Raw genomic sequence first — 23,701 nt, 5'->3', positions numbered from 1 at the left:
CAGCGTGAGGAACCGTGCGTCAGTGATAGCCAAGCAGAAATGCACCTGCCACCAGCAGCGCCACGATCACACCTGCATAGGCCGCATGCACGTAGCGCAGCTGCCGCTTATAGCGCGACGAATAGAACGGAGCGAACTCCTTCATGCGTTGGCCGACAACACTGATCGGGTTGTCGAGAAACTGCTCGTACTTCGCGCGATTGCGCGTAAATATGAGGCGCTGCGATTCCTCGACCTTGCCCAACGTCACCAGCTCGGTTGACCGTGAATTCTTCTTCACGCGATACAGGTAAAGCGGCGCATCGACGAATCGCACCTTCGATTGCGGACTCAGAAGCCGCACATAGAATTCCCAGTCCTCGAAACCGTGGATCATTTCCGACGAATACCCGCCGATACGGGAAAACCCTTCACGCCGGTACATGGTCGTGTTGACGATCATGTTCTGCCAAAGCAGCTTCTCATAGCTGTACTCGGGCAAGCGCCAGATCTTGTTCGACTCCCCGATGCGCTTCGTCTTGCAGTGGACAAGATCGGTATCGGGATGCGCGGCAAAGCATTCGGCGGACAGCTTCAGAAAATCGGGGTGTATCTTGTCGTCGCCGTCAAGGGGGACGAAGAGCGCTCCCGTTGCCTGCGAGAAGCCGAAGTTGCGCGCGGCGGCGACCCCGGCGTTCGCCCTTGTAAACGGCAGGAACCGGCGGTCCCTACTTGCGTACTGTTGAATGATGCCCTCGGACCCGTCAGTGGATCCGTCATTCACGATGATGCATTCCCAGTCGCTGTACGACTGGCGCAACACCGACTCCAGGGTCTCCCCGATGAATTCTTCCTGGTTGAAACACGGAACAACGATGGATATTTTTGTCATGGCCGATTTGTCACTTTCAATTGCCATCGCTTTCGCCCGGCATTCCAAACGCCGGGAATTTTAACGTATCCGGCATGGCTGCCACCGTTCGACGCATTGACGAAAGGGAATCGCGCCGACAGTTGCCCCGAGCAGCGAAGGCCGGAGGCCGCCGCGGTCCGGTCCGACACCGCCCGTCGTCCGTTCACGAAGGGCTTGCCGAACTCACGGACCATGGCGGCTTTCATCGTCCTGTTGATGGGAACCGCCGCACGAGGCCGGGGTACGCGGGCGTCGAAACCGGTTCAGCCTGGCGCGCACCGGCTGTGCCGCTTTCCGCGAGGATGCCGGCGATCGGGTCATCGGCTTGATTCGCAGCCGCTTCCCTTATAAATTCGGAGCTGGGAGTCGAACGAACCGCACCCCAAGCAGCCCTGGAAAACGTTTTGCATTTCGAAGGATCCAATACCGCTCAAGGAGGCCGAACTCATCGACGTGGCGCTCGGAAGCAGAATGACCTGCCCTCAACCTGTTCCATCACGCTTATCCAAGAGAGGTTCCTTCGATGCTGCGACGTGTCCTGGCTTCGAGCCGCTACATCATGATCGTTCCCGTCATCGGGACGTTTCTGGGTTCCGTGGCGTTACTCCTGTATGAGACGATGGTCCTGTTCTGGAGCGGCGTCACCGCGCTGCGGGTCGGCTCGCTGACGGCCAAGTCGGTCAAGATTTTCGCGGTGGGGATAGTCGAGGCAGTCGATGTGTTTCTGATCGCGATCGCGGTCTACATCATCAGCATCGGGCTCTATTCGCTATTCATCGACGACAAGCTGCCGTTGCCGAAGTGGCTGGAAGTCACCAATCTCGAAGACCTGAAAGGGAATCTGGTCAGCGTCGTCATTGCGGTGCTCGCCGTGCTGTTTCTGCGCGAGGCCGTCGCCTGGGACGGTACGCGCGACATCGCCGCTTTTGGTGTTGCACTGGCGATGGTGATTGCCGCGCTCACCTTCTTTCTGATGAAGAACAACGTTCGGCGGAAATGAGCGCCAGGCCGGCGCCGCCGAGGCGGCGCAGCGGATTGACCCCGCTTCAGCGGACGGCCGGCAAGGTTTTCGCCACCAGCAGTTCCTCCGCGTTGTTCGGCGGGCGCAGACCGTCTGTTCTATGCGCGAAGTAGCGCCGGGTGAGATCGGCCGCCGACACGTGCTGCGCTTCTCCAAAGCCTGTTTCGTGGGCCAGCGTCAGCATCTGCGCCGGCGTGAAGAAGCTCACGAACGGCGTGCCGCTTGCGCGCGCGCCCTTCTCCGCCATCTCGAGCCCGGGACGTACCTCGGGGTCCGCCATCTCCAACGGCAGCAGGAACGTCATCGCGAACGTCGATCCCGGCGCGAGCGCTGCGACCTCGCGCAGCGCGGCCGCGTTCGCCTCTTTGCTGAGATACATACTGACGCCCGTGGAGACCACGATGGCCGGCTTGCTTTCATCGAAGCCGGCCGTCACGAGCCGCTCGCGCCAGGCTTCGCCCGCTTCGAAATCGACCGGCACGAAACGCAGCCAGTCCGGCACGCCGAAACCCAGTTCGATCAAACGCTGACGCTTCCATGCCTGCGGACCGCGTTGATCGACCTCGAACACCCGAAGGCCCGACGCGATTTCCGGCCTGCGTTGCGCGAAGCTGTCGAGGCCGGCGCCGAGTATCACATACTGAGTGAGCCCGAGCGCGGCCTGCTCGACGACGAGGTCCTCGATAAAGCGCGCACGCGCCACGATCGAGGCGCGGAAGGCTCGCGTGAACTGCGGGTCCATGTCGCCGCGCTTGCGCCAGTCCTCGTTCGGGGCCAGCAACTGGAGGCCGATTCTGTCTTCGAGCACGTGCGGCGACGCATCGGCCTCGACGTGCAGCGCGCGCCACAAGGCGACGCGTGCCGCCGTGCTGTCTGGTGCTGTGTCCTGCTTGTCGGTCATGACATTCAATCCTGGTTCCGCGTCCTGATCTTTGCACCGTGCCCGCGTGGGGCAAAGCAGTGAGGAGCAAGAATATCACTGACATTCGACAGGCACGCACCCGGGTGCGAACCATTCCACACCCGGGCACGCGACGTCACTACAACGCCTAGCTGCCCTGCAAGCGGATATCACGCGACGAAGCGCCCACATACACCGTGCCGCCCGGCACATACCGCCAGCCATTGCGCGAGGTGTCCCACACGCTCTGCATGCGCGGCGTGACCGTGATGCGCACACGGCGCGTTTCGCCCGGGTTCATGCCGATCTTCTCCCAGCCGACGAGACGCCGTGGCGGCTCGCCGCTGTACGGCACGCCGAGATACACCTGCGGCACTTCGGCGCCCGCCACGCGGCCATCGTTACGCACGGTGAACGACACGTCGAGCGCGCCGTCGGGCCGATGCGCAACGGACAATCCCGAGTAGGCGAAATGCGTGTACGACAGCCCGTACCCGAACTCGAACATCGGCGCGATGTTCTTCGCGTCATACCAACGGTAGCCCATGTTCAGCTGTTCCGAGTAGACCGGGTCCGTCTCGAACGCGCCGTTTTGCCCCCACGTCGGCGTGTCCTGATCGCGCAGCGGGAACGTGACCGGCAGCTTGCCCGAAGGATTGACCTTGCCGAACAGCACGTTCGCGATCGCCTTGCCGCCGCCTTCGCCCGGAAACCAGGCTTCGACGATCGCGGCCACGCGATCCTTCCACGGCATCAGCACCGGGTTGCCGCTTTCCACCACGACGATCGTGCGGGGATTGGCGCGCGCAACCGCATCGACGAGCGCATCCTGGTTCGACGGATTCGCGAGGCTCAGGCTTTGCAGATCGCCGAAGTCTTCACCCGCCGGCTGCGCGACGACCACGATCGCCACATCCGAGCGGCTCGCAAGCGCCGCCGCCTGATCGATCTCCTGTTGCGTGTAGGTGCGGAACGGCGTCTGCTGATCGCTGTTGCCGGCGAAGCTCACTTGCGCCGTCGGCGCAAGCGAGCGGATCGCTGCGACGATCGGTGTATCCAGCTTGAGCCACGGGTTGGTCCACCAGCTACACCCGCTCGACGTGCCGAACGTCAGGCCGCCGCAACCGGCGAACGAGCCCGTGACCGGATCACGCGTGTTGCCCGAGCCGCCACCGGTCAGCACCGCTGCGTCGGCATGACCGCCGATCACCGCAATGCGGCTGAGCGAGCCCGCGGAGAGCGGCAACTGGTTGTTGTCGTTCTTCAGCAGCACCATCGACTGTTCGGCGGCCGCCTGGACGAAAACGTTTGCGCGAGCGAAGTCGATAGAGTGGCTCTTCGCCGGATCGTCCATCACGCCGGTGCGAATCATCACGTACAGCTTGCGCTTCACCATGTCATCGAGACGCGCGGTCGACACCGAGCCGTTCGCGATCGCCTGCTTCACCGCCGTCGGCGTCAGGTAGACGGTCGAGCCGACGTCCTCTTCCTCGTCGAGGCCCGCGTTGATCGCATTCGCCGTGCTGTGCGCCGCGCCCCAGTCCGACTGCACCTGGCCTTCGAAGTGCCAGTCGTTCTTGAGCACGTCGTTGAGCAGATGCGAGTTCTCGCACGCATAGTCGCCGTTCAGACGGTTGTAGCTGCACATCACGCTGCCCGGCTGGGCGCGCCTCGCGGCGATTTCGAACGGCAACAGATAGAGTTCGCGCAGCGTGCGCTCGTCGATCTGACTATTGCCGCCGCCGCGGCCGTGCTCCTGCTCGTTGCCCGCGTAGTGCTTGATCGTCGCGATGACCTTCTGGCTTTGCGTGCCGTCAGTGCGTTCGGCGAGCATCTCGCCGGCGAGCACCGGGTCTTCGCCGAGATATTCGAACAGCCGGCCGCCGCGCGGTTCGCGCGCGAGGTTGGTGCCGCCGCCGAGCCCCATGCCGAAGCCTTGCGCGCGCAGTTCGATCGCGATCTGTTTGCCGAACTCGGAAGACAGACGGCGATCCCAGCTTGCCGCGAGCGCGATCGTCGCGGGAAAGGTGGTGCTGGCCTGCGTCGTGCTGCCGGAGCCCGTGGCGGAGTCGACCATGTTCAGATCAGGAATGCCGAGGCGCGGCACGCCCTGAATGTAGCCCGCGCCGCCTCCCGGCACAGCGGACATGGCGTACTGCGAGTGAATAAACTGCAGCTTTTCGTCGAGCGTCATTTTGCCGACGAGGGAATCGGCGCGGCGATGCGCAACCGCCGATTCGAACGCGTTCAGAACCGCCGAGGTGGGGCTGAAATCGAGTGGAAAATCGGGCACGCCGGCGCGCGCAGCGACGCACACGGTCGCCGCTAACGCGACGACCGGCCATAGTCTTTTTTGCATGTCTGTCTCTCCGAGATCCAGCTTGGATGGGGCGATGCGAAAGTAGAGCGCGTCGAATGGGTTCAATGCGGACGCGAGCGCCGGCAACGCAGGGTGGCTGCGAGGACGTGTACCTGCCAGCAGAAGAATCGGGCCAGCCGGATTGGCTGTTAGCGATGCTCCGTGTGAGGTAATGTAAGAATGTAGTCTGACTACAGCATCGGTATTTATACCAATAAAGTGCGCTTTTATGCTGAATAGCTTCTGCTAATTAAACGCGATAGGCCATTCGGATTGTTTAATGCATGAATTGCACTGCATTCAGCAGATGGCCTGCTGAAATGCCGTTGCGCGCTCAACGATTGAACGCGGATTGCAGAGTCTTTTTGACGAATTTCCGCTCCATTTTTTATCGAATTTGTGCGGATGCAATATGCACCTGAATAAGCTATTTGTAATATATGGCGATGCGCCATTGGCAAGTTGAAGCGAAGCTTTTCGTCATCGTCATTGCTCGCCATTTCACCACTAGAACCGGTAGCCGACGCCGGCCAGAATCACGTCCGTATCGCGGCTGTAGCGCGTCATCACGCGATTCCAGGTGACGCGTGCCGACCAGTGCCGCGCGATGCGATACGAAGCCGACATCGACACGAGTCCCGACAGGATCCCATCGCCCGTGTCTCTGTTGCCGTTCGAATCGCCGTGGTGAATTGCTGCGTAAGCACCCACGCCGATGCCGAGCGAAAAATGGTCGTTGAGAAACGCGCGCGTGAGCCAGAGTTGGGCCGTCGCGCCATCGCGTCGCGCGGACAGCCCGCTGCCTTCGTGCAGATAGCCAAGCGTCGCGTCGAGGTAGTTCGTCAGGCCGCGCCGGTATTCGATCGCCTGCGCCGCCGCGGTCTGCGAATCGAGGCTGTTCAGAATCGTCGCGCCGGCCATCAACGTGATTTCGTTGTTCGTGACTTTGTGCGAACGCGGCAGCGCGAAGTCGCGTGGGCCCGGGGTGTCGGGTGAGTCGAGTTGATAACCGACGCCGAGCATAATCGCGGTGGTCGACGAGCCGTGGGTCACCTGTACGTGATTGAGTTGCAGATTCGCTGTCCAGCGGTGCGACGAATACCAGGTGGCGCGCGCGCTGTAGACGACGCCCCAGCCGTGCGTATTCGAATAGCCCGCGCCCTGCTCGGCGGCCTCGGTATCGAAGTAACGATACGGACCGACGCCCAGCGCCAGGACGATGCGCTGCTCCATCAGCGGAAGTCTGCCCCATACCTGGGCAACGGGGCCGTCGCGGTGATGACCGGGAACGTGTCCTTCGTTGAGCCAGGTGATGCTGCCGGCGAAGTAACGGCCGAACCCCTCCGTGTAGTCGATCGCCCACGCATACGTGTGATCGTGTTCGCCGGTCAACGGGCCGGCGTACAGCGTAAACTCCTGGGCCACTGCCCGGCTGGCGCTCACGCAAAACGTCACAGCCGCAATCAGAAGAGCACAGGTAGTCTTCATCGTCGCCTTGCTGTCCAGTGGTATCGAAAAACGCGCCGCCTGACGACCGGCGATTCTGGTCGTATCTGTTTGACATGATTGCATGAATTTGCGCAAAACCACGGCCAGAAAAATCACCGCGCGCTGCGCTCGACGCAGCCTGCGAAGCCGTTCATGGCCTGAACTTCACTCAATGCGAAGTCGACACCCTCGTGGTACCTTGCCGGCACCAGGCACAGCTGAATTTATTCCAATACGTCGGATGTGAGTCGCTCATTTAGAATTGGTGATTGCAGGGTATTGAGTAGCTGGCAAATATCCGTCATGAGGAGCTTGCGGCGTGATCAGATGCGCCATTTAATCCAATTTGCATAATCGGCGGATTTTTTTACCATCCTTTACAGCGCTTCGCGCATGTATGACTCATCGTCGTCAAATTCTGAATTCACTCATTTGCCGTGACATTGGCGGCGGCGTCGTTCAGAATCCACATTCACACGACAGTCATAGCCGTGGCGTAATGCCTGATTTGCGCAGTACAAATACATGTCCGGTTGTTTCAGCCGGCGCATGTGAACGGGGAGCGATCGTTGGGAGAAGAGCCGCTCTGGAAATTGCTGATAGATTCCTGGCTCCACACAGATGAGTACTACCGGAATAGCGCCTTGGGGCATGCGCAAGCTGGCGGCAGTGCGCCCGTTTCTGACTCAGGCATTCATCCCTGCCGCGCGCAATCTGCAATACATGCGCCGCAGGATGCGTCCCTTTGCGCTGATTGCGATCATCGGCTTCCCGCTCTATTTCTACGTCTGGCATACGCTCTTTCCGCAGCCCTACGAAAACCTGCCGCTGCGGCTCGTGGGCTCGGCGCTGTTTATTCCCATACTGTTTTCGGAGCGCTGGCCGGCGCCGGTCAAGAAATTCTTGCCGTACTACTGGTACGCGACGATCTTCTATTCGCTGCCGTTCTTCTTTACGTTCATGCTGTTGAAAAACAACGGCTCCAATGTATGGATAGAAAGCGCGTTGATTGCCGCATTTGTCATGGTGCTGCTGCTGGACTGGTTGATGCTGCTGCTCAATTTCGTGGTCGGCATCGGGGTCGCGTATCTCGCCTACTGGCTGACGACTGACCCCGTCGTCCTTCATACGACCTACCCCGCGCATCTGGCGATTTTCTCGTTCGCGGTCGCGATCGGCGTGGTGGCGAACTACGACATGGACAGGATCAGGATCGAACAGGAGCGCGCGATGCTCGCCACCGCGAGCAGCATCGCCCACGAGCTGCGCACGCCGCTGCTCGCGATTCGCGCTGGCGCGTCGGGGCTTGGCCGTTATCTTCCGTCGCTGCTCGAGACCTATTCGATCGCGCAACGGAGCGAACTGCCGGTTCCGAAAATCCGCCTCGTGCATCTTCAGTCGATGGACGGCGTGCTCTCGCGCATCGAGCAGGAGGCCATCCATTCGAATGCGATCATCGACATGCTGCTCGCGAACGCGCGCTTCACGGGCGGCTACGCGCATGGCGCAACCGGTTGCTCGATCGCGCAGTCGGTCAGAAGCGCGCTGGAGCGCTATCCGTTTCGGGAAGGCGAACGGGACCGCGTGCTCACCGACCTTGCCACGGACTTCACGTTCCACGGCTCGGACATGCTGATGGTCCACGTGCTGTTCAATCTGCTGAAAAACGCATTGCGCGGCATGGCCAGTGTGGACAGTGCACTGATCTCGATCCGGCTCGTGTCCGGGCCGCGGAACAACCAGTTGCTGTTCCGTGACACCGGCGCCGGCATCGCACCCGATGTGCTGCCGCACATCTTTACCCGCTTCTATACATCGTCGGCAGGGATCGACGACGCCTCGATCGGTACCGGCATCGGTCTCGCTTTCTGCCGCGACGTGATGCGCGGGGTGGGCGGCGCCATTGACTGCAAGTCTGTCGAAGGGATGTTTACCGAATTCGCCTTGACCTTTCCCCGGCCATAACGATGCACACGATCAAACCATTCTATTTTCCGACGACCGTCACGTTCGTCGACGACAGCCCGACCTTCCTGTCGAATCTGTGCCTTCAGCTCGACCCGCAACTGGCTTTCCGTCTCTTCAGCTCTCCCGGGGAAGCGCTCGATTTCGTGAACAGCCGCCCGCGCCCGGGGCCGTCGGACGAACCGATTTTCGCGCCGTTTCGTGACCGCACCGACGAAGACGTCGCTCACCAGGTGATCGCGCTGAGTGTCAATACGGTCCGCAAGCAGGTGCACAACGCGCAGCGATTTCTGGCGACGTCGGTCGTGGTCGTCGACTACGACATGCCCGGCATGAACGGTCTGGAGTTTTGCCGCCGCATGACCGATCCCGCCGTGCGCAAGATCATGCTGACCGGCAAAGCCGACGAACACATCGCAGTGCAGAGCTTCAACGAAGGCATCATTCACCGCTTCATCAGCAAGCAGGATGCGGCGGCGGTGCCGGCGCTCAATCGCGCGGTGCGCGACCTGCAGAACGCCTATTTCGACGACGTGTGCCAGTCGATCCTCGATACGCTGGCCGTGTCGGAATATGCGTTCCTGCGGGACGAAGCGCTGGCCGCGCGAGTGGCCGAGATCTCCAACGCGCTCGGCGTCGTCGAACACTATCTCTCGTACTGCCCGGGCGGGCTGCTGATGCTCGACAGCGCGGGCAAGTCGTATCTGCTGATCGTCCATACGGACGAGACGCTGCGGGGCCTGCGTGAAATTGCCGTCGAACAGGACGCGCCTGCGGAGTTTCTCAAGGAACTCGACAGTCGGCGCAGCCTGCCTTACTTCTGGCAAACCGAGGGACATTACCCCACGGACTGCACGGCATGGGCACGCTACATGCACCCGGCGACGCAGCTCAGCGGCCGGCAGAATTACGTGTACTCGGTCATTCCTAACCCGCCGGGGCTGGACCTGAGCCAGGTGCTCAGCTACGACCATTACCTCGACCGGCTCGACCGCGAAAAGTAAAAGACATGGAGCCCGGCAAACCGGGCTCCATGCCGCGCGCCTATCAGGCTGTCACAGCGGTGTTTTCGTCCATGGTCTCGCGCTTGCGCCGGCGCGACGACAGCTCATCCCCAAGGCGCCGCGAGGACGCCCACTTGTCGAGTTCGACCTCGCTGCGGATGTCGCGGCACACACTCGCGATCTTCTCGACCTGCATATCGCTCAGCCCCGCGTGAATCGACAGGCGGATCAGCGCGCGATTGCGCGCCGTCGCAGGCGCACAGAACACCGAGCCGAAAATGCCACGCGACTCCAACGCGTCACGCAACACGACCGTGCGCTGTTCCGTGCCCGCTTCGAGGGCGATGATCTGACTTTGGCTGCCGTTCAGGTTGTAGCCGAGTTCGGTCAAACGCTGCCTCAGCCATGCGGCGCTCGCAGCGAGGCGTGCGCGCCGCCGGTCCGCGGCTTCGATCACCGACAACGTCGCGTCGAGCCCGCTGATTTCATGCGGCAACAGCGTGGAACTGAAGATGGCGGGATTCGATTCGAACTTGAAGTACTCCTGGAAATCGACCGGACAGGTGATGAAGCCGGCTCTGCCCGCGAACGCCTTCGCCAGACTCGCGGTGCGAAACGCCACCCGAGACTCCAGCCCGAGTTCGGCCACGAGTCCCGCGCCGCGCGGACCGTGCGTGCCGAGCGAATGCGATTCGTCGACGACGAACACACACGCGTACCGCTCGCAGACGTCCGCGATCTCGACGAGCCGGCAGACGCCGCCGGTCGTGCTGTACACCGAGTCGACCAGCACGACGCCCTGTCCATAACGCCCGATCTGCTGCTCCAGATGCGCAACGTCGTTATGCCGGAACGCGACCGGCACCGCACCCGCGCTGCGAATGCCTTCCCACAATGACATGTGCGCCATCATGTCGATGTAGACCGGCGTTTGCGCCGACGCGATCGACTGAAGCAGCCCGGTATTGGCCGCATAGCCCGATTGACACAACACGCCCGCCTCCGCGCGCATGAACGTTGCGAGCCGGCTTTCGAATCGAAGCTGGGGGCAATCGCCGTGCAGGAAAATACCCGACATCAGCAGGCCATTGCCGTTCTCACGCAGCGTAGCGGCCATGCTGTCGATGATGTCCGGATGCCGGGCAATCGCGAGATAGTCGTTGCTCGACAGATGCAATGCGTCGGGCCCGGCGATACGGCCGCGCATGATATGTCCGCCGCCCCAGGTTTCCTGCACCCGCTCGCGGTAATACCGCTCGACGCGCGAAGTGACGAAGGCCGGCAACACCGGTCGGTTATGCCGCTGTGTCGTGCGATCAAGAACACTTTTCATTTTTTGGCTCCATAGGATTAGCTGCCGTAGCGGACAGCGGGTCCATAGTGAGCCCGTCATTTATGACGTGTGCGGAAAGTCAGGCAAGTTATGCGTTATGGGTTGATCACGCTAGAAATTGAGCGTTCGCTTCCTGCTCTTTGGCGGGAAGGCAGGATCCAGATGGTCGGGTTCACCGGAAAGAACTCTCGTCAGGCATGTGCGGCAGAGGCCCTGATCAGAAGACGTGATGCTCTCCATGCCATTCGCCGCCAATGCCTGGACGACAGTGCGATCGGCGGGAGCTTTGATCGTCACGCCGATGCTGGGATGCGATGCTGATGCGGGCCTTTGCGCCACCGTGCATCGCGGTGCGCAAAGGCCGTGTTGCCTGGCGCTACTGTTTCACCGTCCCCGTTCGCGCCGGCGACGACGCACTATTCGGCGACAGCGCATTCGCACGCTTATCCATCAGCGTTCCGGGCGGGTTGGTGGGGGCGCCTTGCGCGGCCGGTGCATCGATCGCCTGTCCCGCCTGCCCAGGCTGGGTTTCCTTCGTTTGCGCGCCGCTGTTTGCCGGCGCTTTCCCGGCTTGTTGCGCGTAGGCTGCGCCGCTCATGCAAAGCACCAGCGCGGCGCAAGCAACTTTCAAGGTATCCATGGCTGTCTCCCGGTTTCACGGCACTTGCCGTTTTCCCATCAGTGAGCATCTTGCGTGCCGCAAGGAAATGAAGGCTGATAAAAAGCATACGAATGGCGAGAGGTTCCGGTCGGTTCAGAATCGAAGCCGACGATGACGCGATAGACACCCACCTGAACCAAAACTCACGCACCTAACGTTTCCCCCAGGCCCCTTCCCCGCGACCAGCGGATAGAATTTGTCTCACTGTGATCACACATCACAGCAATGCAATCAACGGAGTCGAGCTTGGCAACCCGTCCCACTTCCCCATCCGTGCTCCCGCTCGAAGTAGTCGCGCACGAAACGATGGCAGGCAAGGTCTATCAGCAACTGCGCGAGGCGATCATGAGCGGCCGGTTCGCGCCGGGTCTGCCGTTGAGTCTGCGTTCCGTCGCCGAAGCCGTGGGGTCCTCCACGATGCCGGTGCGCGCCGCGCTCACCCGGCTCCAGACGGAAGGCGCGCTCGTCGACGGGCCGGGCCGGGCGCTCATGGTTCCGCCGATCACCCTCGAACTCGTCGAGGAGTTGCGCGACGTGCGCATCGCGCTGGAGGGCTGCGTGGCGCAGCGCGCCGCCACCCGCATGTCCGACGCTCATCTCAAGGCCGTTCAGGATATTTACGAGGTCATGAACGGGCACGCGGAAGCCGGCGAAGTCGCGGACTATCTGCGCAGCAACTTTGCCTTCCACAGCGGAATCTACCGGCACGGCGCGAGCGAAATCACGCTCGCCACCATCCAGAGCTTGTGGATTCGCATTGGACCGTTCCTCAACGTCGTCGCGCCGGACATCCCGCACATGCGGCGCTCGATGGAAGCGCATCGGCAGATCGTCGACGCGCTTTGCCGCCGCGATGGCGAAGCCGCTCGGGCGGGCATTGCGCGCGATATCGGCGACGCGGCGCAGAGTCTGATCGATCGCTTGCAGATGCGCGAAGACGTCGGCGGGAAGCAGGCGAACCGTTAACCAACACGCATGAATCCAGAGGGACTCATGCGCAATTGATTCGATTAGTACAACTATTTCTATCCATTCCTGAGTGCTGACACGCGTCAGCACGTCAGTCTGTCAACGGAGCGAGAAGACATGAGTATTGTGAAAATGCTGCAACCGCCGCCGGGTTTGCGCGTACTGGTCACGGGCGGCGGTGGTGGGATCGGCCTCACGATCGCGCGGGCCTTCACCGAAGTCGGCGCAAAAGTGCACGTCTGCGACGCGAGCGAACGCGTGCTCGAAGCGATGCGCGCCGACAGGAACAACGAAAGCATCTCGGCCACGCTCGCCGATGTCGCCGATGAAAGCGCGGTTGCCCGTGTGTTCGAGGACGTCCAGTCCCGGCTCGGCGGTCTCGACGTGCTGATCAACAATGCAGGCATCGCCGGACCGACCGGCGGCATCGATGAAATCGACGCCGCGCAATGGGAACAGACGGTCGCGATCAACCTGAACGCGCAGTTCTATTTCGCGCGACGTGCAGTACCGCTGCTGCGCGAATCGCCTCACGGTGGCTCGATCATCGCCATGTCGTCAGTAGCCGGGCGATTGGGCTATGCGTATCGCGCGCCCTATTCCGCGACGAAGTGGGCCGTGATCGGCATGACCAAAAGCCTCGCGATCGAACTCGGGCCCGCCGGCATTCGCGTGAACGCCATTCAGCCCGGCATCGTGCGCGGCCCCCGCATGGAAGGGGTGATTGCCGCGCGGGCGCAGCAACTCGGTCTGAGCTATGCGGAGATGGAAGCGAAGTACCTCGAAAAGATCTCGCTGCGCCGCATGACCACTCAGGAGGAAATCGCGGCGACCGCGCTATTCCTGTGCGCGCCGGGCGGCAGTGGCATTTCCGGCCAGGCGATCTCCGTGTGCGGCAACGTCGAAGTGCTCTGACGCTTCGCTCTTTTCTTCCTCAGCGTGGACTCCGATTCTCATGGCCTCAACCCGTAAAGTCATCATTACCTGCGCGCCGACGGGCGCGATCCATACACCGTCGATGTCGCCCTACCTCCCGGTCACACCGCAGCAGATAGCCGACGCCGCGCTGGCGGCAGCAGCAGAAGGCGCGGCAATCCTCCATCTGCATGCCCGTGATCCCGCCGATGGACGGCCCACGCAGGACCCGGCGGTGTTTTCCGAATTCCTGCCGCAGATCAAGGCGCAGACCGACTCCGTCATCAACCTCACCAGCGGCGGCAGCCCGCATATGACGGTGGCGGAGCGCCTGCGCCCCGCGCATCACTTCCAGCCCGAGATCGCCTCGCTCAACATGGGCTCGATGAATTTCGGCCTGTATCCTATGCTCGAACGCTTCAAGGAACTGAAGCACGACTGGGAACGGCAGCATCTCGAAGCGAGCCGCGACCTCGTCTTCAAGAATACGTTCGCGGACATCGAGTACATCCTGACGTCATGCGGCGCCAATGGAACACGCTTCGAGTTCGAGTGCTACGACATCTCGCATCTGTACAACCTCGCCCACTTCGTCGAGCGCAATCTCGCCAAGCCGCCGTTCTTCATTCAAAGCGTGTTCGGCTTGCTCGGCGGCATCGGTGCTCATCCGGAGGACCTGATGCACATGCGGCGCACCGCCGACCGTCTGTTCGGCAACGACTATGTCTGGTCGATCCTCGGAGCCGGGCGCAACCAGATTCCGCTCGCAACCATGGGTCTGACGCAGGGTTCGAACGTCCGTGTCGGCCTCGAGGATTCGCTCTGGATTGGACCAGGCAAACTCGCGGAATCGAGCGCCGCGCAGGTTCGGCAGATCAGAAAAGTGATCGAAGGACTGTCTCTCGACATCGCCACGCCGGCCGAAGCGCGCGCGATGCTAGGTCTCAAGGGCAAGGACAACGTGCGTTTCTAATCACTGCCCACGCAAGCCTTCCGGCACGGAATCGGAAGGAGATGGCAGGGGCAGTCGAAGGGCATCTGGCCGCGCGTGCCACGCCCTTCGTCTCCACGCATACACGCGCGAAGCGGGTCGCTGTCCGTTGCCGGGGCGCAGTTGCTGCGCCGAACCGGGCACCGTGATCTCCGACGTTCCACCTACCCAGATCTGGGGATTCACATGTCAACGCATCGATCAACGAAGCCGCAAGCCGGTCAGCTTGCGCAATCCGCACTTACACGGCTCCTGATCCGCAAGCTGATGCCGTTACTCGTCGTTGTCTACGTCATCAGCTTTCTCGATCGAACGAATATCGCGTTGGCCCGACACACCATGAGCATCGACCTCGGGCTGTCCGCGGCCGCTTATGGACTCGGCGCGGGACTGTTCTTTCTCACCTACGCATTGCTGGAAATACCGAGCAACCTGGTGATGAACAAGGTGGGCGCGCGGCTATGGATCACGCGCATCATGGTGACGTGGGGGGTGTGATCGATCGGCATGGCCTTCGTGCGCGGCGAGACGTCGTTCTACGTGATGCGGCTGTTGCTGGGCGCCGCTGAAGCAGGGCTCTTCCCCGGTGTCATGCTCTACCTGACGTATTGGTTCACCCGCGAAGAACGGGCGCTTGCAACAGGCTATTTCCTGATCGGCGTATGCGTCGCGAACATTGTCGGCGGGCCGCTCGGCGGTGCGCTTCTTGAACTCGACGGCATGCTCGGTTTGCGCGGCTGGCAGTGGCTTTTCGTGATCGAAGGGTTGCCGGCGGTGCTGCTCGCGGTCGTGGTCTGGAAGATGCTGCCCGACAAGCCACTGCAAGCATCGTGGCTGTCGCCGGCGCAAGCCGCGGAAATCGAGGCGCGCCTCGCCGCCGAACGCGATGCGCAGGCAGGAGACGGACGTGCCAGCCATTCCCTGCGCCATGCACTGGGCGATCCGCAAGTCTGGCTCGCCATCCTCGTGTACTTCTGCCACCAACTCACCATCTACACGACCATCTTCTTTCTGCCGGGCGTGATCGGCGCGTCGGGACATTTCTCGCCGCTGGTGGTGGGGACGTTGTCGGCGACACCGTGGATCGCCGCCGCCATCGGCGCGGCGGCGCTGCCGCGCTTCGCCAGCACGTCGGCACGCAGCCGGCTCTTGCTGGTCGGCGGGCTGGTTGTGATGGCGCTCGGGCTGTTGATCGCCGCGCACTCGCGGCCGGCGATCGGCCTGCTTGGAATGTGCCTCGCCGCGTTCATGTTCTTCGTGGTGCAGTCGATCATTTTCACGTTCCCGTCCTCGCGGCTCAGCGGCGCCGCCTTGGCCGGCGGTCTCGCGCTGGTCAATTCGTGTGGTCTGCTAGGGGGATTCGTCGGGCCGACGGTCATGGGCCTGATCGAACAGTCGACGGGCAGCGCGACCAACGGTCTCATCGTTCTGGCGGTTGCGCTGATTATCGCCGCGGTGTGCAGTCTTCGCTTGCGGCATGGTGACGAAGACCGTCGCGCGCGTGCTGTGTATTGCCGGGATGCGGAAAAAGCGGTGTGAGGCCGATCATGATCCGGTTGCATCGAAGCGTCTTTCGACGAAGATCGCTGGCGGCGGCCTCAGTGGCGAGCACACAACGGATTGCCCGCGTCAGCAGACACGATTGAGTTATCGGGTTTATACTAAGCCCGTCTCCTCCATGTCTCCTCTGATATGGATTCAGCCCGCCTCCGCGCGGGCTTTTTCTTATCCGACACAGCAAGCACAACGATGACAGGAAGAATCGCCGACGGTGAGGCGCGCGAACGTCTCATTATCTGGATTCGCCGCCGCATGAGCGAGTTCGGCATCACGTTCGAGGCGCTCGCCGAATCCATCCAGCACGATCTCGACAATCCGCCGATCTACCGTGACGCCAAGGGCAACGACTGGAACGGACTCGGCGACATGCCGGACTGGCTCCGGGCGGCAAAAAATGCAGGCGTCGACCCGGCTTTCTTCAGGATCGAGTCGAAGCCTGAGCCCACGCTGAAACATTCCAGCGCGCAGTATGTGCAAGCTGATCTCTTCGAGTAACGGCGCCGTACCGATCAATCGCCCGAGCGGGGGTCGTTGAGGATAGAGCTCGTGTCGCCCAATTGACGAGCTACTTGCCTGCGCGATGCGCGAGCGCAATCGCATCCAGCCCCGCCAGCACGAAGCGCACAAAGTCATCGACAAGCGCTTTCTTGTCTTTGGCGACTGCGGGCAGCAAGGCCGTCTGCATCTGCTTCGGCGCAATCATCATCGCGATGCACGGCAGCACCGTGAACATCAACGCCCGTTGCACGGCAGGCTCTTTGGGGTTCAATTGAAGCACCTCGCCGATGAGTCCCAGCAAAAGCGCAGCCTTGGGCCGCACCGCTTTCTCGATGAGCGCAGGAATCGCCGGCGACGGCGAGAGCACCTCGCGCAGCATCAGCATGAATCCCCACGGCGCCGCCGCGTTGACCGACAGGCCGACGAAGTGCGAGATAACCGCGCGAAGCTTGTCCTTCGGATCGCTAACGCCCTCGGTTAGCGCCTTCAACTCGTCGAGCCCGACAACCTGCCGGTGCGCTTCCACCAGCGCCGCCTCGTAAAGCGCCTCGCGGCTGCCGAAGTGGTAATGCACCGATGCCATCGGCGTACCTGCGCGTTCGCAGATCTCCTTGCTCGTGGCATCCGCGAAGCCGCGCGCGGCAAATACCTGTCCGGCTGTGTCGAGCAGATGTTGGCGCGTGGCCGCGCCGTCGGGACGCGTAGCCCGCTGTTTGCGCGTCGAGCCGGTTTTTGTCGAGGATGTGGGCATGAAGAATCGGTGATTCGGGAAATAGTTTGAATTCAAATTCAAATTCACATATCATCGATTCTACTTCATCGGAAGCGGCCTTGCGTCGGGTTTGACCCGCATGCGGGCCTGCTTCGGCAGCGAACAGCGCGCACCGCGCCGCCGCTTTGGGTAGCCACGAGTCAGCCAGACGAACGCCGTATCGCGCTATCAATGATATGGATTACTTACTGAACACGCGTGTCCGACCAGGCGCGTTTTTGCGGATGAACCCATGCTTACCTCGCTAACGAACCTTGTGCTGCCGGTTCCCGGGCGCTTCGTGACGATGTTCGCCATGCTCCTGGGCGTCACGCTCACAGCCTGCTCCCATTCCGACAACAGCGCATACCAGGGCTATGTCGAGGGCGAATTCGTCTATCTCGGCTCGTCGCAGGCAGGAAGACTGACGCAATTATCAGCGGCACGCGGGCAATATGTGAAAGCGGATACGCAGCTGTTCACTCTCGAAGCGATCGACGAAACCGCCGCGCTTCGACAGGCCGAACAGCAACTCACGGCGACGCGCGCGCAACTGGCGGACATCGAGACTGGCAAACGCGTGCCGGAGGTCAACGTCAATCGCGCGCAGCTTGCCCAGGCAGTCGCCAATGCGCGCAAGGCATCCTTGCAACTCACGCGCGACAAGGCGCAGTTCGCGGCAGGCGGCATTGCCAAAGCGCAGCTCGACGATTCGCAAGCCGCCGCCGACGCCACAGCCGCACAGGTGCGCGAGCTGACGAATCAGGTCGAAGTGGCGCGCCTGCCCGGGCGTTCGCAACAGATCGCGGCGCTCCAGGCGCAGGTGGCAGCCGCCGAAGCAGTCGTCGCGCAGGCGCAATGGAAGCTGGACCAGAAGCGCGTCAGCGCCCCTGCGGAGGGGCTGATTTACGACACGATTTATCGAACGGGAGAATGGGTGCCGGCGGGAAGTCCCGTCGTGCAGATGCTGCCGCCGCAAAACATCAAGGTGCGCTTCTTCGTGCCGGAGAGCCTCGTCGGTCGACTGGCGAACGGCCGCAACGTGGCGATCCATTGCGACGGTTGCGCAGCCGACGTGTCCGCGAAAATCACCTACATCTCGAACGAGGCGGAATACACGCCGCCCGTCATCTACAGCAACGAAACCCGCGAGAAGCTCGTGTTCATGGTCGAAGCGCATCCGTCCGTCGCGGACGCGAACAGGCTGCATCCGGGCCAGCCGGTGACGGTGGTGCTGCAATGAACGGCGAGACCCCCGAGCACGTCATCGACGTTCAGCATCTGAACAAACGTTTCGGCGACAAGCACGTCGTCAACGACGTGTCGTTGCAGGTCGCACGAGGCGAAATCTTCGGCTTTCTCGGCCCCAACGGCAGCGGCAAAACCACGTCGATCCGATTGATGTGCGGACTGCTGACGCCGGATTCCGGCACCGGCACCTGCCTCGGTTACGACATCCTGCGCGAGAGCCAAGCCATCAAGCGTAACGTCGGGTACATGACGCAGCGCTTTTCGTATTGGGAAGATCTGACCATCCGCGAAAATCTCGACTTCGTCGCACGGGTCTATCAGATGAAGAACCGCCGTCAGGCGGTCGACCGCTCGCTCGAATCGCTCGGACTGCAAAGCCGTGCCAATCAATTGACAGGTTCATTGTCCGGCGGCTGGAAGCAGCGGCTCGCGCTCGCCGCGTGCATGCTGCACGAACCGAAGCTGCTATTGCTCGACGAACCGACCGCCGGCGTCGATCCCACCGCGCGGCGCGATTTCTGGGAAGAACTGCACCGGCTGGCCGCGCGCGGCATTTCGGTGCTGGTCAGCACGCACTACATGGATGAAGCCGAACGCTGTCACAAGCTTGCGTACATCGCCTACGGCAAGTTGCTCGCGCAAGGCACATCGAACGAAGTCATCGAGTCACAGCATCTATCGACGTGGAGCATTCACGGTGAACACCTGAGCGCTCTGTCCGAACAGCTTCGCACGACGCCCGGCGTCGACCAGACCGTTGTCTTCGGCTCCGCGCTGCATGTCAGCGGCAGCGACCATGCCGCACTCGAACAGGCGGTCAGGCAAGCGACAGCGGGCACCACACTGCGTATCGAGCCGATCGGCACGGGACTCGAAGACGTCTTCATCTACCTGATGAGTCACGCGAAAGACAATTTCGGAGCGCCATCATGAGCAGACGAACCGTGTTTTCGTTGAGCCGCTGGTGGAGCATCGTGCTCAAGGAGTTTTTGCAACTTCGGCGCGATCGGATCACGTTCGCGATGATCATCGGTTTGCCGATCATTCAGCTCTCGCTATTCGGCTTCGCCATCAATACGAATCCACGGCATCTACCCACCGCCGTCGTTATTCACGATCAAAGCGAGTTCTCCCGCAGCTTCGTTGCTGCAATGACCAACTCGGCGTATTTCAACGTGATCGAAACCCTGCCGGATGAAGAAGCCGGGCGGCGCGCGCTCGCGCAAGGCCGCGTGCAATTCGTTCTCAACGTCCCGGTCGATTTCTCCACGAAATTGCTGCGCGGCGAGCATCCGTCGTTGCTGATCGAAGCCGACGCAACCGATCCGACCGCGACCAGCACCGCCGTCGCCGCGCTGCCGGGTCTGATCCAACCCGTCGCCGACAAGGACATCACCGGCCCGCTCGCGCACCTGAACGGCGGACCGGGCGCATTCGGCGTGCAGGTTCATAACCTGTACAACCCCGAGGGCATTACGCAGTACAACGTGGTCCCCGGCTTGATGGGCGTGATCCTGACGATGACGCTCGTCATGATGACGGGCCTCGCGATCACACGCGAACGCGAACGCGGCACGATGGAAAACCTGCTCGCGACACCAGTCCTTCCGATCGAAGTGATGACCGGCAAGATCGTGCCTTACATTGCAATCGGGCTGATTCAAGCGTCGATCATTCTTGCGGCGACGCGCTTCGTCTTCAACGTGCCGTTCGTCGGCAGCCCGGTGGCGATCTATCTTGCCGCGTTGCTCTTCATCGCGGCCAACCTCACCGTCGGCATCACGCTGTCCTCGCTCGCACAGAACCAGTTGCAAGCGATGCAACTGACTTTCTTCTATTTCCTGCCGAACATCCTGTTGTCGGGGTTCATGTTCCCGTTTGCCGGCATGCCGCGCTGGGCGCAGTTCATTGGCAATCTGCTGCCGCTGACCTACTTCAACCGCCTGATCCGCGGCATTCTGCTCAAAGGCAATGGCTGGGCGGACCTATGGCCGTCGGTGTGGCCGATGGTGCTCTTTACGGCAATCGTCATGGCGATTGCGCTGCGCTTCTACCGGCGCACGCTCGATTAGAAGGACAAGGCGATGAAATCACTCGTTATGATGGGCGTGCTCATGCTATGCGGCTGCGCAGTCGGCCCGGACTTTCAGAGCCCGCCCGCGCCCGACACGCAAGCCTATACGCGCGATGGCCTGCCGCAACGCGCCGCATCGGCCGACAGCACGGCCGCATTTACGCAGACCTTGCGCATCGGCGACAGTGCGATGCCGATGTGGTGGCGGCAGTTTCATTCGGATGCGCTGGACCGTCTGGTTGACGAGGCGTTGCGCCAAAGCCCAACGCTGGCGCAGGCTCGTGCAAAGCTGATCGAAGCCCGCGAAAACTACAACGCGCAGGCGGGTTCGACCCAATTTCCCAGCGTAGACGCGACAATTTCCGCTTCGCGCCAGAAGGTCGACCCTGCCGCGTTCGGCGTGCCCAATGTGAATAGTCCCGGGCCGTTCTCGCTGTTCAACGCTTCGGTGAGTGTGTCGTATGTGTTCGATGTGTTCGGCGCCAATCGTCGGGCGCTCGAGGCGAGCCTCGCCCAAGTCGATTACGAGTCGTTCGAACTCGACGCGGCGCGGCTATCCATTGCGGGCAATGTCGTGTCGGCGGCGATCCGGCGCGCGTCGTTGCAGCAGCAGATCGAATTGACACAAGATCTCGAACACGCGCAGGCCCGGCAACTCACGATCATCGAGGCACGCTTTGCCGCCGGCGGCGTGGCCCAACTCGACGTGCACAGCCAGCGCACCCTGCTCGCGCAGACGCGCGCATCGTTGCCGCCGCTCACCACGCAGCTTGCGCAAACCGATCATCAACTCGCGATTCTGCTGGGCGCCACACCGTCGAAAACGGATTTCAGCGACATCACGCTCGATGCGCTTCATCTGCCCAACGACCTGCCCGTCACGCTGCCTTCGACACTCGCACGCGAGCGGCCCGACATTCGCGCGTCCGAAGCGTTGTTGCATCAGGCCAGTGCGAATGTCGGCGTCGCGACGGCCAACCTTTATCCGCAGTTTTCGTTATCGGCGGGATTCGGCTCGCAGCGCACGAACATCGGCGACGTCATCAATGGTTTGAACATCTGGAACATCGGGCTCAATCTGACGCAGCCTCTTTTCCGTGGCGGCGAATTGCATGCGAAGAAGCGCGCAGCACAGGCCGCCTACGAGGCCGCCCTGGCCGGCTATCAGCAAACTGTCTTGCAAGCGCTGCAACAGGTCGCCGATTCGTTGACAGCACTGCGCGACGACGCGCACGAATTGCAGGCCCGCGACGACGCCTGGCAACACGCACAGGCGAGCGTCTCGATTGCGAGCCGGCAATATGCAGCGGGGGGCATTAGCCAGACGGCGTTGCTCGACGCGCAACGCCAGGCCTTGCAGACTGCGATCGACCGGACGCGGGCGCAGGCCGATCAATTCGCCGATTCGGCGGCGCTATTTCAGGCGCTTGGCAGCGGCGTGCCGATAACGACGCAGGTGAGTGAGCAATGAGCCGGCCTGCGCATCTTAGTGGCCTGAGATCGACACGTCCGGTCCAGATCTACGAAAACTGACAAAAGCGCAGCCGGTTACCAGACGGGTCGGTGACTTGTATCTGCCGTCCCCAACCGACTTCCTCGATCCCAGGCCTTGCATACGAATACTGCTTGCCTTGCAGTTCCCGATGCAACGACTCGATGTCATCGACCGGCAGGAATATGGCTGATCCCGGCGTACTGTCGCCGTGATGCTCGCTCAGATGCACGATGACAGAGTCACGCCTGATCTGCGCATACAGCGGCAAATCGTCGGCAAACCGATGCTCCCAGTCGAGTTCGAAGCCAAGGTAGGTCAGATAGAACGCGTATGTCCTCTCGATGGAGAACATGCGCAAGATCGGTATGGCGTTCAGAAGCGTCATTGGCTTGCTCCGCAGTCGTCGAGTCGAAACCGCACTTCAACGGGTTACCCGCTTCCTGTCAACCATTTGGCCCTGGTGTCGAGCGCCGCATGGCGCGGCATGCTATCTCCTGACCACCGTCTTCACGCGCACCTCGCTCTTTCTGCATTCGGCACAAAGACCGAACACCACCAGTTGCCGTTCCGACACGTCGAACTCGAAGTTGTCCGCCACCGCCTTCTGCCGTGCCTCGATCTCGGCATCGAAAAACTCGTGAATGCAGCCGCAGGCCGTACACACCAGGTGATCGTGCTGCTTGCCGTCGTTCCGTTCGTAAACCAGACGGCCGTCGCCGAATGCAACGCTCGACAGCAATTTCGCGTCGACCAGCAAACCGAGCGCCCGGTACAGGGTGCCCAGACTCAAATTGCGCATGTCCTCGTTCAACCGCTTGTAAAGCTGCTCCGCGCTGAAGTGTTCGTGGGCATGCTGCTGAAAGAACTCCAGCACCAGCACACGTGGGAACGTGGGCCGCAAGCCGGCCTGTTCCAGAATTCGCTGAATGTTCATGGATGTAATGGCAGCGCAAGACGGGCAACCCGGAAGCGCCTGGGTCGTCTGTCAATGCGAGGAAGTGGTTGGTAAGTCTGTCGTCCCGCGTGGCAGGGCGATCTGCAAGTTGCCAAACTATGTGAGCCGCTTCCTTAAGACAACCTTAAGTGGGGGGTCGAATCACAACGAATCAGCGCATTGCACCCGGCAACGCAATGACGACCAACGACCTCTCGCCAGCCTTTCGACGCCACTAGCGGATGCGCAGCCGTTCGAGCCAGACAATGGACATTGCAGCGCGGGGGGCATGAAGAGGCTACCGATGACCGAGTATTTTGTGTCTTACTGCGACCCTGAAACCAAAACCGTCAAGACCGGATTTGTCGACGCCCGTATTTTCAAAGGCGTGAGGATGAATCTGGCGGCCGAACACGAAGTCGGAGAAAGTACCCCGATAGACGACGAGTTCGCACGGCGTTTGGGAGCCCCGCGCTGCCGTGGTTTGCAACGCAGTATCCAGAGGTTCGCGTCTCGCTTCAGATCACCGATGGGAAAGGGAACAGCGTCAATCTCTGAGGCCTTGTCTGACTACACAGTGTCTACTTGACGAGCCCACTCTACTGGCTGGTCCGCGAGATGCTCGCGTGGCCTCGACGG

At 61.7% G+C, this 23,701-nt stretch carries 21 protein-coding genes and 1 pseudogene; 12 read left to right on the top strand and 10 right to left on the bottom strand.

Annotation, left to right across the window (positions count from 1 at the left end; genetic code table 11):
• Positions 1 to 19 precede the first annotated feature (19 nt).
• Complete coding sequence (locus ACZ9H4_RS30020; protein WP_476122355.1) at positions 20 to 919, bottom strand: glycosyltransferase family 2 protein; 900 nt, start codon at positions 917 to 919, stop codon at positions 20 to 22.
• A 496-nt stretch (positions 920 to 1,415) separates the two neighbouring features.
• Between ACZ9H4_RS30020 and ACZ9H4_RS30015 the strand changes: the two genes are divergently transcribed.
• Positions 1,416 to 1,892: a YqhA family protein gene (locus ACZ9H4_RS30015; protein ID WP_408141023.1), complete on the top strand. Its 477-nt coding sequence runs from the start codon at positions 1,416 to 1,418 to the stop codon at positions 1,890 to 1,892.
• Between the two features lie 46 nt (positions 1,893 to 1,938).
• On the opposite strand, the gene ACZ9H4_RS30010 is transcribed toward ACZ9H4_RS30015, so the two are convergent.
• The 3 genes from ACZ9H4_RS30010 to ACZ9H4_RS30000 form a co-directional block, all read right to left on the bottom strand.
• The gene (locus tag ACZ9H4_RS30010; protein WP_476122354.1) at positions 1,939 to 2,814 is read right to left on the bottom strand and encodes a class I SAM-dependent methyltransferase; all 876 of its coding nucleotides are present in this window, start codon (positions 2,812 to 2,814) and stop codon (positions 1,939 to 1,941) included.
• Positions 2,815 to 2,962: 148 nt separating this feature from the next.
• Complete coding sequence (locus ACZ9H4_RS30005; protein ID WP_408141020.1) at positions 2,963 to 5,173, bottom strand: beta-glucosidase; 2,211 nt, start codon at positions 5,171 to 5,173, stop codon at positions 2,963 to 2,965.
• Between the two features lie 507 nt (positions 5,174 to 5,680).
• Positions 5,681 to 6,661, bottom strand: coding sequence for a hypothetical protein (locus ACZ9H4_RS30000; RefSeq protein WP_476122353.1), 981 nt, complete (start codon positions 6,659 to 6,661; stop codon positions 5,681 to 5,683).
• Between the two features lie 621 nt (positions 6,662 to 7,282).
• Here ACZ9H4_RS30000 and ACZ9H4_RS29995 point away from each other — a divergent pair.
• Entirely contained in the window at positions 7,283 to 8,626 is a 1,344-nt protein-coding gene (locus ACZ9H4_RS29995) for a sensor histidine kinase (RefSeq protein WP_476122352.1), read from the top strand.
• Positions 8,627 to 8,628: 2 nt separating this feature from the next.
• Complete coding sequence (locus ACZ9H4_RS29990) at positions 8,629 to 9,630, top strand: response regulator (protein ID WP_408141015.1); 1,002 nt, start codon at positions 8,629 to 8,631, stop codon at positions 9,628 to 9,630.
• Positions 9,631 to 9,673: 43 nt separating this feature from the next.
• On the opposite strand, the gene cqsA is transcribed toward ACZ9H4_RS29990, so the two are convergent.
• From cqsA to ACZ9H4_RS29975, 3 genes are all read right to left on the bottom strand, one after another.
• Entirely contained in the window at positions 9,674 to 10,963 is a 1,290-nt protein-coding gene (cqsA, locus tag ACZ9H4_RS29985; RefSeq protein ID WP_476122351.1) for an alpha-hydroxyketone-type quorum-sensing autoinducer synthase, read from the bottom strand.
• 111 nt (positions 10,964 to 11,074) lie between these two features.
• The gene (locus tag ACZ9H4_RS29980) at positions 11,075 to 11,203 is read right to left on the bottom strand and encodes a hypothetical protein (RefSeq protein ID WP_476122380.1); all 129 of its coding nucleotides are present in this window, start codon (positions 11,201 to 11,203) and stop codon (positions 11,075 to 11,077) included.
• A 136-nt stretch (positions 11,204 to 11,339) separates the two neighbouring features.
• Complete coding sequence (locus tag ACZ9H4_RS29975) at positions 11,340 to 11,603, bottom strand: hypothetical protein (protein ID WP_408152156.1); 264 nt, start codon at positions 11,601 to 11,603, stop codon at positions 11,340 to 11,342.
• A 327-nt stretch (positions 11,604 to 11,930) separates the two neighbouring features.
• Here ACZ9H4_RS29975 and ACZ9H4_RS29970 point away from each other — a divergent pair, with 327 nt between their 5' ends.
• From ACZ9H4_RS29970 to ACZ9H4_RS29950, 5 genes and pseudogenes are all read left to right on the top strand, one after another.
• Complete coding sequence (locus tag ACZ9H4_RS29970; RefSeq protein ID WP_476122379.1) at positions 11,931 to 12,590, top strand: GntR family transcriptional regulator; 660 nt, start codon at positions 11,931 to 11,933, stop codon at positions 12,588 to 12,590.
• 120 nt (positions 12,591 to 12,710) lie between these two features.
• On the top strand, positions 12,711 to 13,508 hold the full coding sequence (locus ACZ9H4_RS29965) for an SDR family oxidoreductase (protein ID WP_408141009.1): 798 nt from the start codon (positions 12,711 to 12,713) through the stop codon (positions 13,506 to 13,508).
• Between the two features lie 40 nt (positions 13,509 to 13,548).
• Entirely contained in the window at positions 13,549 to 14,481 is a 933-nt protein-coding gene (gene kce / locus ACZ9H4_RS29960; RefSeq protein WP_476122350.1) for a 3,5-dioxohexanoate:acetyl-CoA acetone transferase, read from the top strand.
• Positions 14,482 to 14,685: 204 nt separating this feature from the next.
• Positions 14,686 to 16,038, top strand: a pseudogene (locus tag ACZ9H4_RS29955) (MFS transporter).
• A 153-nt stretch (positions 16,039 to 16,191) separates the two neighbouring features.
• Positions 16,192 to 16,554, top strand: a complete 363-nt coding sequence (locus ACZ9H4_RS29950; protein WP_408323302.1) for a hypothetical protein — start codon at positions 16,192 to 16,194, stop codon at positions 16,552 to 16,554.
• A 70-nt stretch (positions 16,555 to 16,624) separates the two neighbouring features.
• Here the strand turns inward: ACZ9H4_RS29950 and ACZ9H4_RS29945 are convergent, their stop codons facing one another.
• Positions 16,625 to 17,308, bottom strand: a complete 684-nt coding sequence (locus ACZ9H4_RS29945; protein ID WP_408141001.1) for a TetR/AcrR family transcriptional regulator — start codon at positions 17,306 to 17,308, stop codon at positions 16,625 to 16,627.
• Positions 17,309 to 17,615: 307 nt separating this feature from the next.
• Here ACZ9H4_RS29945 and ACZ9H4_RS29940 point away from each other — a divergent pair, with 307 nt between their 5' ends.
• Genes ACZ9H4_RS29940 through ACZ9H4_RS29925 form a run of 4 tightly spaced genes read left to right on the top strand, consistent with a single transcriptional unit; the run spans position 17,616 to position 22,104 of the window.
• The gene (locus ACZ9H4_RS29940) at positions 17,616 to 18,551 is read left to right on the top strand and encodes an HlyD family secretion protein (RefSeq protein WP_476122378.1); all 936 of its coding nucleotides are present in this window, start codon (positions 17,616 to 17,618) and stop codon (positions 18,549 to 18,551) included.
• Positions 18,548 to 19,492 (top strand): ABC transporter ATP-binding protein, encoded by a 945-nt coding sequence (locus ACZ9H4_RS29935; RefSeq protein ID WP_408140999.1) that lies wholly within the window; start codon positions 18,548 to 18,550, stop codon positions 19,490 to 19,492. Before ACZ9H4_RS29940 ends, ACZ9H4_RS29935 begins: the two co-directional genes overlap by 4 nt.
• On the top strand, positions 19,489 to 20,631 hold the full coding sequence (locus ACZ9H4_RS29930) for an ABC transporter permease (protein ID WP_408152152.1): 1,143 nt from the start codon (positions 19,489 to 19,491) through the stop codon (positions 20,629 to 20,631). The genes ACZ9H4_RS29935 and ACZ9H4_RS29930 overlap by 4 nt, the downstream gene beginning before the upstream one ends.
• Before the next feature lie 12 nt (positions 20,632 to 20,643).
• Complete coding sequence (locus tag ACZ9H4_RS29925) at positions 20,644 to 22,104, top strand: efflux transporter outer membrane subunit (RefSeq protein ID WP_408140995.1); 1,461 nt, start codon at positions 20,644 to 20,646, stop codon at positions 22,102 to 22,104.
• A gap of 49 nt (positions 22,105 to 22,153) precedes the next feature.
• Here ACZ9H4_RS29925 and ACZ9H4_RS29920 read toward each other — a convergent pair whose 3' ends face one another.
• Both ACZ9H4_RS29920 and ACZ9H4_RS29915 read right to left on the bottom strand, forming a co-directional pair.
• Positions 22,154 to 22,513, bottom strand: a complete 360-nt coding sequence (locus ACZ9H4_RS29920; protein WP_408140993.1) for a glyoxalase superfamily protein — start codon at positions 22,511 to 22,513, stop codon at positions 22,154 to 22,156.
• 102 nt (positions 22,514 to 22,615) lie between these two features.
• Positions 22,616 to 23,062, bottom strand: coding sequence for a Fur family transcriptional regulator (locus ACZ9H4_RS29915; RefSeq protein ID WP_408140991.1), 447 nt, complete (start codon positions 23,060 to 23,062; stop codon positions 22,616 to 22,618).
• Positions 23,063 to 23,701 lie beyond the last annotated feature (639 nt).

The sequence above is a fragment of the Paraburkholderia sp. TE9906 genome (assembly GCF_056279605.1).
The sequence above is the reverse complement of the archived record's forward strand: the minus strand, read 5'-3'. Positions and strand labels throughout refer to the sequence as shown.

Coding starts and splice junctions, on each gene's coding strand:
- ACZ9H4_RS29915 (WP_408140991.1), bottom strand. CDS start 23,062: ATGAACATTCAGCGAATTCTGGAACAGGCCGGCTTGCGGCCCACGTTC.
- ACZ9H4_RS29990 (WP_408141015.1), top strand. CDS start 8,629: ATGCACACGATCAAACCATTCTATTTTCCGACGACCGTCACGTTCGTC.
- ACZ9H4_RS29975 (WP_408152156.1), bottom strand. CDS start 11,603: ATGGATACCTTGAAAGTTGCTTGCGCCGCGCTGGTGCTTTGCATGAGC.
- ACZ9H4_RS29920 (WP_408140993.1), bottom strand. CDS start 22,513: ATGACGCTTCTGAACGCCATACCGATCTTGCGCATGTTCTCCATCGAG.
- kce (WP_476122350.1), top strand. CDS start 13,549: ATGGCCTCAACCCGTAAAGTCATCATTACCTGCGCGCCGACGGGCGCG.
- ACZ9H4_RS30000 (WP_476122353.1), bottom strand. CDS start 6,661: ATGAAGACTACCTGTGCTCTTCTGATTGCGGCTGTGACGTTTTGCGTG.
- cqsA (WP_476122351.1), bottom strand. CDS start 10,963: ATGAAAAGTGTTCTTGATCGCACGACACAGCGGCATAACCGACCGGTG.
- ACZ9H4_RS29980 (WP_476122380.1), bottom strand. CDS start 11,203: ATGGAGAGCATCACGTCTTCTGATCAGGGCCTCTGCCGCACATGCCTG.
- ACZ9H4_RS29945 (WP_408141001.1), bottom strand. CDS start 17,308: ATGCCCACATCCTCGACAAAAACCGGCTCGACGCGCAAACAGCGGGCT.
- ACZ9H4_RS29925 (WP_408140995.1), top strand. CDS start 20,644: ATGAAATCACTCGTTATGATGGGCGTGCTCATGCTATGCGGCTGCGCA.
- ACZ9H4_RS29950 (WP_408323302.1), top strand. CDS start 16,192: ATGGATTCAGCCCGCCTCCGCGCGGGCTTTTTCTTATCCGACACAGCA.
- ACZ9H4_RS29930 (WP_408152152.1), top strand. CDS start 19,489: ATGAGCAGACGAACCGTGTTTTCGTTGAGCCGCTGGTGGAGCATCGTG.
- ACZ9H4_RS29940 (WP_476122378.1), top strand. CDS start 17,616: ATGTTCGCCATGCTCCTGGGCGTCACGCTCACAGCCTGCTCCCATTCC.
- ACZ9H4_RS30015 (WP_408141023.1), top strand. CDS start 1,416: ATGCTGCGACGTGTCCTGGCTTCGAGCCGCTACATCATGATCGTTCCC.
- ACZ9H4_RS30005 (WP_408141020.1), bottom strand. CDS start 5,173: ATGCAAAAAAGACTATGGCCGGTCGTCGCGTTAGCGGCGACCGTGTGC.
- ACZ9H4_RS29965 (WP_408141009.1), top strand. CDS start 12,711: ATGAGTATTGTGAAAATGCTGCAACCGCCGCCGGGTTTGCGCGTACTG.
- ACZ9H4_RS30010 (WP_476122354.1), bottom strand. CDS start 2,814: ATGACCGACAAGCAGGACACAGCACCAGACAGCACGGCGGCACGCGTC.
- ACZ9H4_RS29970 (WP_476122379.1), top strand. CDS start 11,931: ATGGCAGGCAAGGTCTATCAGCAACTGCGCGAGGCGATCATGAGCGGC.
- ACZ9H4_RS29935 (WP_408140999.1), top strand. CDS start 18,548: ATGAACGGCGAGACCCCCGAGCACGTCATCGACGTTCAGCATCTGAAC.
- ACZ9H4_RS29995 (WP_476122352.1), top strand. CDS start 7,283: ATGAGTACTACCGGAATAGCGCCTTGGGGCATGCGCAAGCTGGCGGCA.